Here is a 13686-nt window from a genome sequence, read left to right on the forward strand (position 1 = left end):
ATAGGAAGTGGAAAAGTGACAAAGAAACCTATTATCATAGGAGTGACAGGTGGGTCCGGTAGCGGGAAGACCAGTGTAAGTAATAAAATTTTAAAACATTTCGGTACTGGTAATGTTATGTTAATTCAGCAAGATTACTATTACAAAGACCAATCGCATTTAACGTTTGAAGAGCGTCTTAATACAAATTATGATCATCCATTAGCGTTTGATACAGAACTGTTTTATCAACATATTAATGAATTGTTAGCTGGTAAATCAATCAATAAACCGGTTTATGATTATACAAAACACACACGAAGTGCTGAAACAATTTGTCAAGACCCTCGTGCTGTAATCATTATTGAAGGGATTCTAATTTTAGAAGACAAACGCTTGCGAGATTTAATGGATATCAAAGTATACGTAGACACCGATGATGATATTCGCTTGGCGCGTCGTATTCAACGTGATGTAATTGAACGAGGCCGTTCGGTGGAATCAGTAATAGACCAGTATGTGAACGTTGTTAAACCAATGTTCCATCAGTTTATCGAACCAACAAAACGTTATGCAGATATTATTGTTCCAGAAGGTGGATACAATCAAGTAGCCATTGATTTGCTGACTACCAAAATTGGGACCATTCTATTAAACGATTAAATATTGTTGTTTTGTAATGATATATAAAAATATATTGAAATCCTTGCATTAAAATGATATGTTAATTTTGTTATTTTATTTAGAGGAGATAAGGAGAAAATTATGGAAGAAAAAGTATATCCAATGACTTTAAAAGGCAAAGCTAAATTAGAAGCTGAACTTGAAGAGTTAAAAGTTAATAAAAGAAAAGAAATTGTAGAACGCATCAAAGTTGCTCGTAGTTTTGGAGATTTATCTGAGAACTCAGAATACGAATCTGCAAAAGACGAACAAGCATTTGTTGAAGGTCGTATTTCTACACTAGAAACAATGATTCGTTTTGCTGAAATTATTAATGATTCAGAAATAGATGAAAACATTGTATCGTTAGGTCGTAAAATCACTTTTGTTGAATTACCTGATGGAGACGAAGAAACTTATACAATCGTTGGTAGCGCAGAAGCAGATCCATTAGACGCAAAAATTTCTAATGATTCACCAATTGCTAAAGCGTTACTAAAAAAATCAGTTGGCGATGTTGTCTCTATTGTTACACCAGGTGGTTCTTTCGACGTAAAAATTACAAAAGTTGAAAAGGTTAATTAAAATTGTACTCTCATGTTTAGTTAGTCTAAATATGAGAGTTATTTTTATGGGTTCGTAACCGAACTTAATTTCATAGAAGAGTGAAATTAAGTTGAGATTAACTAAACGTTTAGTGGCTTATGTCTCTTTAAGACAGTTGATCTGGATAGAAAGTCATTACGATCTAAATGAAAGATCAACGTCTAATGCAAAACTTCAAAAATGTCGAACTTTGCTTAGGCTCTGAAAGATTTAAGCCGGTCGAAACGCTTCGCTGATTATCAAGGTTTCTTATCATCTGTCAATTTATGTGCTTGACTCCTTTAAAAATAATTTTAGGACTTTTGATGGTTGCGCACACATTCAAGCAATGACATGATATAATTAGACAAATTGAAATGAGGGACGCAAATGCTAAGTTTTTTTAAGAATAATATATTTATTGTTATTGGTATTAGCTTGATTTTAATTGCATTTGAAATTTTAACTTCAATCGAGAATACTGCTATTATTGGTCTAGGTATATTGACTATCGTTGGTTCAGCATTTGTCAAGAATTTATCTGTCAAACGCATATTATTGGGCTTAGGCTTCTTCTTAATACTGCTGGCAGTTTTTCTGACACGCTCTATATGGATGATGGTGTTAACAATGGTATTATTAATTTTTTTATATCGAACGCCTGAAGGTAACGAGTTTTTCTTTTTCGGTGAATCGATGTTGCATCCTTTTCAAATGAAAGAACAATATCATGGTATCCAATTGGTACGCCCTCAAAGCGGTCAAAGATCATTATTAAAAAGTCAGTCCATGTTTGATTCGCGTGACGAGAATAAGAATATATATGAGTGGGATGATATTAATCTAGTTTATTTTGGTGGAAACTCTATTATTGATTTAGGTAATACTATTCTCCCCAGTGGAGAAAACATTGTGATGATTCGTAAAGTATTTGGACGGACACGAGTGATTATTCCAAAAGGTTTGGGCTTACGCTTAAATGTCAGTGCAATATCCGGTCAAGTAGCTTTTGAATCACAACAGTATCCCTTGCGAGGAGACAATTTCCAATGGACTAGCCCTGGTTATTCTGAAACAGATCGAAAATTAAAAGTTTTAATCACATTAGTGACGGGTGATATTGAGGTGATTTTACTGTGAATTTACGTTTATGGTTTCGTTTATTTCTGAACCAATTAGTGATTGGTTTATCATTGGTTGTCGTCATTATTTCATTAATCGTATTTAGTTTTGAAGTCATCCCTTTAACGGACTTGTTGATGAGAAAAGTTTACAATTTACCATTCTTTATAATTTTACTGGCTTTAATTATATCAGCCGCTGCTGTCTATTCAGCCTATATTGCTTTTTCACTTAATGAACCTTATGAACAAATACGGGCAAAAATTAATTGGCTCTTATTAGGAAAGTATAAACATAGTATTTTTAGTCAAGAAACCACACAAAGAAGTTGGTATGATAATGATAAAATATTGTCAAATGATTTAAACAGAATCCGCGAACGTCTTGCACAATTATCGACTGACTTACAAGAATTTACGGCAGCACCCGTTTTTGTTGGTGATGATACTAAAGAAGAAATTATCGAACAAGAACGTTCTAGAATTGCACGAGAATTACATGATTCTGTCAGTCAACAGTTATTTGCCGCTATGATGATGCTATCAGCGATTAATGAAACGATCGATGGTCAACTATCAGCGCAGTATAAAAAACAATTACTAAAAGTAGAAGAAGTGATTGGTAATGCTCAAACAGAAATGAGAGCCCTATTACTTCACTTAAGACCGATAGCACTCGAGGACCGTTCATTAAAACAAGGTATTACGAGTTTACTCGAGGAATTATATTCCAAAGTGTCATTGACGTTGAAGTGGGAATTGATGGAAACGTGTTTAGATAGTGGAATTGAAGATCATTTGTTTAGAATCGTTCAAGAAGCAGTTTCGAATACACTCAGACATGCACATGCAAGTAAGTTGGAAGTATATTTACATCAGACAGAAGATAGCGTCACTTTAAAAATTATTGATGACGGAGTTGGTTTTGATACAAATCAGCCAGATAAAGTAGGTAGTTATGGTTTGCGCAATATGCGGGAAAGAGTCACAGGTTTAGGCGGTACATTTAAGACAGTCAGTATCAAAAATCAAGGGACCATTATTGATATAAGTATCCCAGTTTAGAAAGAATTGACCACTAAAGATAGGATGTAAGATATGATAAAAGTTTTATTAGTTGATGATCATGAAATGGTAAGATTAGGCGTTTCTTCTTATTTGATGGTTCAATCAGATATTGAAGTAATTGATGAAGCAGAGAATGGTTTACAAGGGTATACGAAGGCAATGGATCTAAGACCTGATATCATTTTAATGGATCTTGTGATGGATGTGATGGATGGAATTGAAGCAACACAGAAAATCATGTCAGAATGGCCTGAGGCAAAAATAATTATTGTGACATCATTCTTAGACGATGAAAAAGTTTACCCAGCCATTGAAGCGGGTGCTTCAAGCTATATCTTGAAGACCTCCTCTGCTAAGGAAATAGCGGATGCGATCCGTTCAACACATGCTGGGGATAATGTGATTGTTCCAGAAGTGACAGATAAAATTTTAGCGCGTGATGCCAAAGAAAGTCAACATCATTTACATGATGACTTAACGAGTCGAGAGTTAGAAGTATTATTACTTATTGCTAAAGGTTATTCAAACCAAGAAATTGCAGATGAGTTATTCATTACCTTAAAAACGGTGAAGACTCATGTATCAAATATTCTGTCGAAATTAGAAGTTGTCGACCGAACACAAGCAACTATTTATGCTTTTCAAAATGAGTTAATTAAATAATCCCCCCATAAATGCTTAATTTAAACATAAAGAAAAGTGACAGTTAATTGTTTTCAATAAGCCTAAATTTTCTTTTTAGTTGGATTAAGGTATAATGATTGAGAAACCTTTATTGAAAGGAGTATATTAATGAAACTAACTGTTGATGAAAAAGCTGCAAATTGGTTTAAAGATGAGGTGGGAATTCGTGAAGGTGCGGGAATCCGTATTAAAGCTAAAATTTATGGAGGTAGTCCGGTAAGAGAAGGCTTTGGTTTGGCCATTGATCCAGTTGAACCGATGACTCCGATAGCTACTTTTGAAGCTGATAACGGTGTACTATTCTTTATTGAAGATACTGATGAGTGGTTTTTCGATGAACATGATTTAATGATTACTTTAAATGAAAAATTGAAAGAACCATATTATATTTATTCTAAGAACGGCATCGCCATTAATTAAGCGATGACCAGTTGCCGGAGGGAAGATTATGACAAGTTATTCAAATAATAAAACGAAAGAAATGGTGAGAATCAGTTTATTTGCTGCAATCATCATTCTTCAATCCTGGGTGCCATTTTTAGGCAATATCACTATTCCCCTTTACCCCTTAGCGATTACATTTATACACGTGACCGTTATAGTAGCCACATTATATTTAGGTACAAAAGCTGGTGTAATTGTTGGTGGAGTTTGGGGTATTAATAGTTTGATTAGAGCGTACGTCATGCCTACGTCACCAATGTACTTGTATGTTTTTAACTCACCTTTTGTGACGATTTTGCCACGATTATTAATGCCTTTATTGGTGGGATTAATCTCACATTACATCTTAAATAAAACGACTTCATTTAAAGTAAATGCAGCGATCTCAGGAGTTTTAGGTAGTCTTTTTAATACTATCCTTGTCTTAGGTGCGATTGTCGTGTTTAGACGCAACGAGTATTTAACAATACAAGACGCTTCAATGGAAACGTTATGGAATATTCTAGGAGGCATTGTCTTAGCAAATGGTGTGCCTGAAATGATTCTTGCGGGGCTTTTAGTGCCGATAATCCTAACAGCTTTAAAACGGCCACAAGGCTTAAAAAAATAATCATATAAAAACGCGTGTCAGTTTTTTTAGCTGACGCGCGTTTTTGTTTATACTAAGTTGTTTTTAATGAGTGTTTCTGCAATTTGTACAGAGTTTGTTGCCGCTCCTTTGCGGATGTTATCGGCTACTACCCAAATATTAAGGCCATTTTCTAAGGAGTCATCACGGCGAATGCGACCAATAAAGACTTCGTCTTTGTCATTAGCTTCGCTTTGAAGAGGATAACGTAAGTTGGCCGTGTCATCGACAACTACCAAGCCACTGTGATTGGCGAATTCAGTTTTGACTTGCTCTAAATCAAAGGCGTTTTCGAGTTCAATATTAATGCTAACACCGTGAGAATTTTTAATTGGCACACGAACGGTTGTTGCAGTAACTCGTAAGTCGGGTAACTCTAATATTTTGCGAGTTTCTTCAATCATCTTAACTTCTTCTTTGGTATAACCGTTATCTAAAAACACATCGATTTGTGGTATAACAGAATCGTTAATTGAATAAGGAAAGTTATTCGTTGTATTGTTTTCTAAGTCTGCAATGCCTTTTTGACCAGCACCCGAAACAGCTTGATAAGTACTATATACGACACGTTTAATACCATAAGGTTTAAGTACAGCCAAGGGTACGACGGATTGAATAGTTGAACAGTTGGGGTTAGCGATAATCTTAGAGCCGCTGTTTAACGCATTTGGGTTTACCTCGGGTACCACAAGCGGCACCTTAGGATCCATACGCCAAGCTGAACTGTTATCAATAACAATGACTCCATTATCTGCAGCAAAGGGGGCATAGTGTTTAGATGCATCTCCACCAGCTGAAAAAATCGCAATATCAATCGGGGCTTTTAACGAGTCTTCTGTCAATTCTTGGATCGTCACCGGTTCACCTTTAAAATCAATGGTTTGACCAGCTGATCTTGCTGATGCAAAAAGGCTAAGATTTGCGACAGGAAAATCACGTTCTTCTAATACTTCTATCACTTTACGTCCCACAACACCGGTGGCGCCACACACCGCTAAATTATATTGTTTTTTCAATGTTGGAAACTCCTTTCAAATTCAAGTTGTTATCGTTAACCCTAAAGATTTAGAGGATAAATGTCAAGCAAATATTTCATTGTAAATTAATAAAAATAAGCATAAGCACGGAAACGTTGTGTTAGCGTTGTTTTTAAATGTGAATATTATGAGAGTTCGAAGGAAGTGCGTTGACAAACTTTTGAATGCTTGTTATGCTAGGTTCAGTTAAATATAAAAGGTTTTTGGGCGAGGCGCGATTGACAAGAGTACAGATGAATTTCTGGAAAGGGGATATCGCCGAAACGAGTAATCGTTGGGGGCTAACCATAATAGGTTGACCACTGTTGTAATTAACTGCCCAGTTAATTACGAAGAGCAAGCAAATACCGGGCAAAAGGAAAGTTAACTCCAAGAAATAAAGTGGCCTGTTAAAAGCCAAGTGTGAGTGAGACCGTCGAACCTTTTGTTCGTGGTCTCTTTTTGTATTTATAAATAAATAGAAGGGTGAGGAGTAGCGAATGCGATTAGAAAAGTACCAGAGTATTATAGGGGGGCGCTTGAAACATTCGGGCCATGATTATGTTGAGTTGGCGAACCAATATGGAACGCCATTATATATTTTTGATGAAGCAAGCTTTCGTGAGCGTATTTTGGCTTATCGAGAGGCAGTAAAATCTACTTATTTTGAAACGGATGTACTTTTTGCATCTAAGGCCTTGTTAACTAAAGCGGTTGCTCGTATTATTGCCGAATTAGATATAGGACAAGATGTCGTGAGTGCCGGTGAAATTTATACTGGAGTGCGTCATGGCGTTGATCCAAAACGTATGTATTTTCACGGTAATAATAAGCTCAATAAAGAAATTCGTTATGCGATTGATAATCGTGTGGGAACGATAGTAGTGGATAACCGAATGGAAGTTGAACGTATTAGTAAAATTGCTGCGGAGTTTGAAACTAAACAACGCGTATTACTTCGTTTGAATCCTGGTGTTGAAGCGCATACGCATGAATACATCATGACAGCAAATTTAGATTCTAAGTTTGGAGAAAGTGTCTTTGACCCTGAGATTTATAATATTATCCAGTCAATGGTTGTTTCGCCGCATTTAGAATTTGCTGGTTTCCATAGTCATATTGGCAGCCAAATTTTTGAAGCAGATTCGTTCTACAAAGCCGCCAGTGAATTATTAACTTTTTCAGCTGAGGTTCAAAAACGTTTAGGTATTTTAATTTCAGAAATTAACTTTGGTGGCGGTTTTGGTGTGTATTATACACAAGAAGATCAACCATTTGATGTGATTGATTTTCTTCCTGATTTTATGGAATATGTTCATCAAGAAGCACAAGCTTTGGCGATTGATTTAAAAAAAGTAACGATTGAACCCGGTCGTTCCTTGGTCAATGCCTCTGGTAGTACTCTTTATGAAGTGGGAGATTTGAAGCACACGGCAAGTGGTAAAGATTACGCTTTTGTCGATGGCAGTATGAATGATAATATTCGTCCAGCACTTTATCAGGCTAAATACGAGGCGCTAGCTGTTAATAAAGCGGATAAACCGCAAGAAAAAGTTTATACAATTGCGGGTAAAGCCTGTGAGAGTGGCGATAAAATTATTGAAGAGATTAAATTACCGATATTGGAAACAGGGGATTTATTATTAGTGAATGGAACTGGTGCTTATAATTATTCAATGGCAAGTAACTATAACCGAATTCCTAGGCCAGCGATGATTCACGTGAATGATGAAAAGCATTATTTGACAGTCAAACGTGAAAGTTTTGAAGAAATGTCGTTAAGAGAAATTTAAACCAATTGTCAGTAGCTTAAGTATTTAAAGGAGGAAAAATTATGTTAATTTATGAAGGGTCGGCTGTAGCGATTGTGACACCATTTGATGAGAGAACGAATGAAATTGACTGGCAAGCGTTTGAAGGTTTGCTTGATTTTCATTTAGAAAACGAGACGGATGCTCTCGTAATTACGGGAACAACTGGTGAAAGTTCAACTTTATCAGATGGTGAACAAATTGAATTGATTAAATTTGCAGTTGACCACGTCGCTGGTCGTTTACCAATTATTGCCGGAACTGGAATCAACGATACGGCGCATGCGATTATGTTGAGTCAACAAGCAGAGAGGGTTGGAGCGAATGCTTTACTAATCGTAACACCTTACTATAATAAGACATCTACACGCGGCATGTTAATTCATTTTAAAACCATTGCAGATTCAGTGAACATACCAATTATTCTTTATCACGTACCCGGACGAACTGCCGCGACTTTAACCGTTGAACAAGTGGTTGAATTATCAGCGCATCCAAACATTGTAGCGATTAAAGATGCTACAGGTGACTTAGAGTATACCAAAGCCTTAAGAGAGCAATTACCGGCTGATTTTGCGATTTACTCAGGTAATGATGATATTAACTTAGATATCCTTAAATTAGGAGGCGATGGCTTCATTTCAGTAACTGCTAACGTATTACCAAGAGAATTACACGCTCAATACCAGTTGTTTGCTGAAGGGAAAATTGAAGAGGCAGAAGCATTAACGGAAAAATTAGCTGGTATCAATCAGGCTCTCTTTATTGAGAGTAATCCAATTCCAGTTAAATACGTTGTCCATAAGCTAGGGTACTTACAGAATAGTTACCGATTACCTCTTGTTGAGCCAAGTGATGAAACCAAAGCTACCCTTTCTCAATATGACGAGTTAGTGGCTAGCTACCGTAAAAACTAAGCAAATACATTTGGAGGGTTTAAAATGAATATATTATTAGTAGGCGCGAGTGGGGCGATGGGACAAGCTGTCATCCAGTACGTCGCTCATACGAGTGATCAGGTGACCGTTGTCTTGCAAGATAAGCCTAATGATCAAGCAGATTATCAAGTGTTTACTTCCTTTGAAGCGATGGGAGCATACCTCACTGAAAATCGCAGTCTAGTAGATGTCATGATTGATTTTTCGACACCTAAGATTACGGATCAAGTAGTAGCTTTTGCCAAGGAACATCGATTACCTCTGATGTTGGCAACGACGGGTCAAACAGAAGAACAAGAAGCTTTAATTAAAGCAGCAAGCCAGCAAGTAGCCATTGTGGATACGCACAATACAAGTATTGGTGTCAATGTCATGGAAGCACTGGTGGCTCAAATGACAAAAATTCTTTATCCTTTAGGTTACGATATAGAAATAATCGAGAAGCATCACCGCTATAAAAAAGATTCTCCAAGTGGCACGGCTAAAATGATTCTTGACGCCGTGCAAGACACTATCGATGAAAATACATCTGTCCTTGGTGGTCGACAAGGTCTTGAATATGCTAGACCTCATTCTGAGATAGGCGTACATGCCATTCGTGGAGGAGATATTGTGGGAGAACATACCATTCTTTTTGCCAACAACCAAGAGACTCTTGAGTTGACACATCGAGCAGGCACTAAGGATTTATTTGTGCGGGGCGCAATACAAGCAGCTCACTTCTTGATGACTGTGGAGCCAGGTTTGTATGATATGAAAGACGTTATTGAGTTATAATATTGAACAAAATAGGATAGAAATAGGCTCTGACTTGCTTTTCGTAAGTTAGGGCTAATTTGAAAACATAGTGTTAGAATTAGATATTAATGGAGTTTGACCTTACCTGACTATATTTGACATAGTTTTTATGACATGATATACTATAAGTCCTACGGGGATGTCATGGTTTCGACAGGTATTGTCGAGCTGTTGATGCGCCAGCAAGGCAGCGACTTGCTAAAAACGCTAACAGTTAAATATAACTGCAAAAACAACAAACAACAATTTCGCTTTAGCAGCCTAAGAACTGCGAGTGAAGATCAGTCCGGCATCGCCCATGTGCTCGGGTCCTGGTCTCAAATTAAGTGGGTTACGATTTAACTTTCCGTCTGCAAGTTAAGTAAGAGATTACCAGACTCGCGATAATTGATGCCAGTTTTTCGGCTAAATTAGAGCTAAACTTTAAATAGAAAAACTATTGGCGTAGAATTGATAGTGGCGAGATATTTGGACAGGGGTTCGACTCCCCTCATCTCCATTATAGCTTTACTAAGGTTTTCCACCAGCTTCTAAAGGCTGGTGGGAAGCCTTTTTTAATTTCTAAACATTGCTTACGATTGCTATAAACCATTACCAACCATTACCATTTCCATTACTGCTCGAAAAATGGTAATGGTTTTTTTATTATTCACAACATATTGATTACTTCAAAAAAATTAAATACAAATTTCTTTAATAATCTGTTTCATTTTATAAGATTTCAGGTTTATTTGTGCTCTGGTAATTTTTTTAACCACTGCTCATCCCACTGAAAATATGGATTGTTTTTTTCGTCGTATATAAATAAATCTTTAGGGTAGGGAAGTGCTAGTTCTGGCATACTACTTGGACTAAAAAATTGTAATTTTTTAGTTTCATTATCATTGGGATTAAGCTGTCCTTTCTGAATCGCACTTTCAAATAAGAAGATGTTATATTCCACTTTATTCCCATTGGGGTATTGATAGCGATATTCCTTCCCGCCAAAAACACCTAATAACTTTTTGGGGATGACAGATAGACCCGTTTCTTCCCATACTTCACGAACAATGGCTTCAGCCGGAGCTTCTCCAGGCTCAATTGCACCAGCAGGTAAGCTCCAGTGTTCACCATTTCCTTTATTTTGCAGTAAAATTTCTCCATGATCATTTCGTATAATTGTTGCCACACTTGGAATGAAAATTAACTCGTTACCAACTTTTTTTCGAAGCCTTTTATAAAAATTTGACATTCCCATAGTCCTAATTACCCCTTTTAGTTTTCCATAAACTTTGCAAATTTATCTGCTGTGTCTTTCTTTTCTTCTTTTGTAACGTGAGCATAGATATTCATAGTTGTTTGAATATCCGTGTGTCCTAGGCGAGCCTGTACATCTTTTATTGAAGCGCCCATAGAGAAGAGGATACTACAATGCGTGTGTCGCAACCTATGAACAGTAATTCTCTTGAGTCCATTACGCTTTTGAACATTTCTCATGCGGTCATTCGGCACATTAATAGAGTAGAAATTGTTTCTAGAATTTGAAAATACAAGCTGATCGGGTGAATTAGTATTATAGCCGAGTTTCAGCATGAATTGAGCCTGATGCATCTTCCATTGCTTTAAAAGTTTCATTGAGTCATTATCCATATCAATAACTCTTCTACCGTTCACTGTCTTGGTAGGTTGTATGATAATCTTGTTATTTAAGCCCCTAGTAAGTGTTTTGTTGATGTTGAGGGTAGATGTTTCAAAATCAATGTCCGACCATTTAAGAGCCAGTAGTTCTGATTTTCGAGCACCGCTATACGCTAATAGCCTGAAATACGTATACCAATTAAGGTCTAAATCTACTTTAATGTATTCTAAGAACTCGTTTAATTCTTCTTTGGTATAGAAATTCTCAAATTCACTTTCGTCAATCGTCTCAATCCGTTTCGGTACAGTAACTTTATCAAAAGGATTGCTATCGATCATATCCATTCTTAAAGCATAATCAAACACACGATTTGCATAATTCTTGATACGTCTGTAATTGACTAGCTTATCACGCCACTTGTTTAACTCTGTTTGACAATGATTAGGTTTAATTTCACGAATATTCATACCATCAAAAAAGGGAATAATGTGATTTCTAAAATCACGGGTTGTATTATTCAAGGTTGATTCTTGCACATTGTCTTCATATTCAGATTCCAACCAGAGTTCATAGACCTCGTTAAATGTACTTCTTTTCCTCTCAGATGGAAAACCATGCTCATTAAACTCATTGATTAATCTTGCTTTAGCAATCTCTGCTTGTTTTTTGTTTTAAAGCCTCTTCGTTTACGGTAGACTTCTTTATCTGTCACTGGATCTAGTCCAATGTAGGAATGAAACATGTATCGAGTTTCGCAATTTTTTAATTTATATTTCTTTATCATTATTATCTTTTCCTTTCATTCACGCACACGCCTATGCTTTATGAAATCAAGGAACAATAAACATAAATTTTCATTGTGTTCAAATTCATAATGTTATTTTCAGTTAGCTAATATTTTTTAATTTCCTTTAAGGAATTCTATAACTTCTTCTTCAGTAGGGCTATTTCCCAACTTAGCTAATCTTGCCAAATTTTTAGGATCGGTTAGCATAGGACCAAAAGCTTGAAACATCATTTCATTTAACTTGTCACTTTCATTTGATTTTCTTTCTACTTTTGATATATACCCAAGGTTTGAAGCGCGTAAGTATGATTATGAACTTGAACAGATTGCTAAGTCTATTGAAGAAAATAAAAAATAGTAACAAAGTTATAAGTAGCGCGGGTAAATATGACTCGGTTCGTTATTTAGGATTATTTTGAAACGAAATAAAAAATCATACATAAAACATGGGCGTATGCGTGAAAATTTAGTACAACCATTACTAAAACCATTACTACATTACTGAAAACGTTGATGCGAGGGGGATTAGATGAGCCCCCTCATCTCCATACTAAACTATTGAAACAATAATTGTTCAATAACAATCTCAAAAGAGTATATTTAAACCTTTCAAAACTCAACTACTATTTACATAGCTGAGTTTTGAAAGGTTTTTATTATGGCCATAATTAAAGCTGTGTTATAAAATTAGTAATCTTTTACTAAATATTAGTTCATCTGTCATTATTTATGCTTTTAATTTTTTCTTGCATAACTTTTAGCCTAGCCAAGCCAGCTTCAATCATCTTAGATTTTTCTTCTAAGTAGTTTACTTTTTTATCTAATAGTTGGATGATTTCTTGATAATCATCATGTGTCATTGAGTAGATTTCATCAATTGATTGATATTTTTCATCAATATCAACAAGCAACTTTATTTCAGAAAGCGTAAAGTCTAAACCTTTTAATTGTTTAATTTGTTCTATTCTTTCTAAATCATCATCTGCATATTCTCTGGAATAACTTTCCCTATTAGGTTTCACAAGTCCTAATTTTTCATAAAACCTAATTGTATCTTTTGATAAACCAGATAACTTAGTAATATCTTTTGTTTTCATTTTGATTACCTTTCTCTTGACATAGACCTTACTCCATCTTTTAAGATAAGTATATCAAATAGTAAAGGAGAATTTCATGATTTTATTTAGAATATTTATTTTTTTGTATGGTTTACTTACTGTAATTGCTGTTGGGGAAGAAGTTAAGGTTGAACAATTCAATTGGTCGCATCCAATCTATATTTTGTTAAGTCTTTGCTTAATGATATTTGCGGTAAAAACTGATCCAGAATGGCTATTGTATTTTGGATTGATTGCTCTTATCATTTTTGCAGTATTCATGGGAGTGACAACAAACTCTTTTCACTGGATACATCTGATTGTCAGATTAATCATTTCAATTACGCTTATATTCGTATGGAATTGGTTGAAATAAGATAACTAATGATTGTTGATTAAATCAATTGTTAGAAGTTATCTTAACTAAATTATGAAAAGTTTCTAAAAAC

General features: G+C 35.6%; 15 protein-coding genes, 1 other RNA gene and 1 riboswitch. Of the genes, 12 read left to right on the forward strand and 4 right to left on the reverse strand.

All coding sequences use genetic code 11. The features are described from left to right. The first annotated feature begins 15 nt into the window (after positions 1–15). The 7 genes from udk (at position 16) to ACTQ5J_RS01495 (ending at position 5154) form a co-directional block, all read left to right on the forward strand. A complete protein-coding gene (gene udk / locus ACTQ5J_RS01465; protein ID WP_441750208.1) occupies positions 16–642 on the forward strand; it encodes a uridine kinase in 627 nt (208 codons plus the stop codon). A 102-nt stretch (positions 643–744) separates the two neighbouring features. After that, positions 745–1227, forward strand: coding sequence for a transcription elongation factor GreA (greA, locus tag ACTQ5J_RS01470; RefSeq protein WP_441750209.1), 483 nt, complete (start codon positions 745–747; stop codon positions 1225–1227). 390 nt (positions 1228–1617) lie between these two features. Then, the gene (gene liaF, locus ACTQ5J_RS01475; protein ID WP_441750210.1) at positions 1618–2367 is read left to right on the forward strand and encodes a cell wall-active antibiotics response protein LiaF; all 750 of its coding nucleotides are present in this window, start codon (positions 1618–1620) and stop codon (positions 2365–2367) included. Beyond that, complete coding sequence (locus ACTQ5J_RS01480) at positions 2364–3413, forward strand: sensor histidine kinase (RefSeq protein WP_441750211.1); 1050 nt, start codon at positions 2364–2366, stop codon at positions 3411–3413. The genes liaF and ACTQ5J_RS01480 overlap by 4 nt, the downstream gene beginning before the upstream one ends. Positions 3414–3446: 33 nt before the next feature. Continuing rightward, positions 3447–4079: a response regulator gene (locus ACTQ5J_RS01485; protein WP_441750212.1), complete on the forward strand. Its 633-nt coding sequence runs from the start codon at positions 3447–3449 to the stop codon at positions 4077–4079. A 129-nt stretch (positions 4080–4208) separates the two neighbouring features. Beyond that, a complete protein-coding gene (locus ACTQ5J_RS01490) occupies positions 4209–4520 on the forward strand; it encodes a HesB/YadR/YfhF family protein (protein ID WP_441750213.1) in 312 nt (103 codons plus the stop codon). A gap of 28 nt (positions 4521–4548) precedes the next feature. After that, positions 4549–5154 carry an ECF transporter S component gene (locus ACTQ5J_RS01495; protein ID WP_441750214.1) on the forward strand — a complete coding sequence of 202 codons (606 nt, stop codon included), beginning with the start codon at positions 4549–4551 and terminating at the stop codon, positions 5152–5154. A gap of 47 nt (positions 5155–5201) precedes the next feature. Here ACTQ5J_RS01495 and ACTQ5J_RS01500 read toward each other — a convergent pair whose 3' ends face one another. Then, on the reverse strand, positions 5202–6188 hold the full coding sequence (locus tag ACTQ5J_RS01500) for an aspartate-semialdehyde dehydrogenase (protein ID WP_441750215.1): 987 nt from the start codon (positions 6186–6188) through the stop codon (positions 5202–5204). A 220-nt stretch (positions 6189–6408) separates the two neighbouring features. After that, positions 6409–6557: riboswitch (Lysine riboswitch) on the forward strand. Positions 6558–6688: 131 nt separating this feature from the next. Between ACTQ5J_RS01500 and lysA the strand changes: the two genes are divergently transcribed. From lysA to ssrA, 4 genes are all read left to right on the forward strand, one after another. Continuing rightward, positions 6689–7981 carry a diaminopimelate decarboxylase gene (gene lysA / locus ACTQ5J_RS01505; RefSeq protein ID WP_441750216.1) on the forward strand — a complete coding sequence of 431 codons (1293 nt, stop codon included), beginning with the start codon at positions 6689–6691 and terminating at the stop codon, positions 7979–7981. Between the two features lie 41 nt (positions 7982–8022). Beyond that, the gene (gene dapA, locus ACTQ5J_RS01510; protein ID WP_441750217.1) at positions 8023–8916 is read left to right on the forward strand and encodes a 4-hydroxy-tetrahydrodipicolinate synthase; all 894 of its coding nucleotides are present in this window, start codon (positions 8023–8025) and stop codon (positions 8914–8916) included. A gap of 24 nt (positions 8917–8940) precedes the next feature. After that, entirely contained in the window at positions 8941–9714 is a 774-nt protein-coding gene (gene dapB / locus ACTQ5J_RS01515; RefSeq protein ID WP_441750218.1) for a 4-hydroxy-tetrahydrodipicolinate reductase, read from the forward strand. 156 nt (positions 9715–9870) lie between these two features. After that, positions 9871–10237: a transfer-messenger RNA gene (gene ssrA, locus ACTQ5J_RS01520) on the forward strand. 225 nt (positions 10238–10462) lie between these two features. Here the strand turns inward: ssrA and ACTQ5J_RS01525 are convergent. From ACTQ5J_RS01525 to ACTQ5J_RS01535, 3 genes are all read right to left on the reverse strand, one after another. Further along, entirely contained in the window at positions 10463–10972 is a 510-nt protein-coding gene (locus tag ACTQ5J_RS01525) for an NUDIX hydrolase (RefSeq protein WP_441750219.1), read from the reverse strand. Positions 10973–10989: 17 nt separating this feature from the next. Beyond that, on the reverse strand, positions 10990–12006 hold the full coding sequence (locus tag ACTQ5J_RS01530; RefSeq protein ID WP_441750766.1) for a tyrosine-type recombinase/integrase: 1017 nt from the start codon (positions 12004–12006) through the stop codon (positions 10990–10992). A gap of 847 nt (positions 12007–12853) precedes the next feature. After that, the gene (locus ACTQ5J_RS01535; RefSeq protein WP_441750220.1) at positions 12854–13237 is read right to left on the reverse strand and encodes a MerR family transcriptional regulator; all 384 of its coding nucleotides are present in this window, start codon (positions 13235–13237) and stop codon (positions 12854–12856) included. Positions 13238–13313: 76 nt separating this feature from the next. On the opposite strand from ACTQ5J_RS01535, the gene ACTQ5J_RS01540 reads away from it, so the two are divergent. Then, on the forward strand, positions 13314–13613 hold the full coding sequence (locus ACTQ5J_RS01540; RefSeq protein WP_441750221.1) for a hypothetical protein: 300 nt from the start codon (positions 13314–13316) through the stop codon (positions 13611–13613). Positions 13614–13686: the final 73 nt, after the last annotated feature.

The sequence above is a fragment of the Fundicoccus sp. Sow4_F4 genome (assembly GCF_052116145.1).
GTDB lineage: Bacteria > Bacillota > Bacilli > Lactobacillales > Aerococcaceae > Fundicoccus.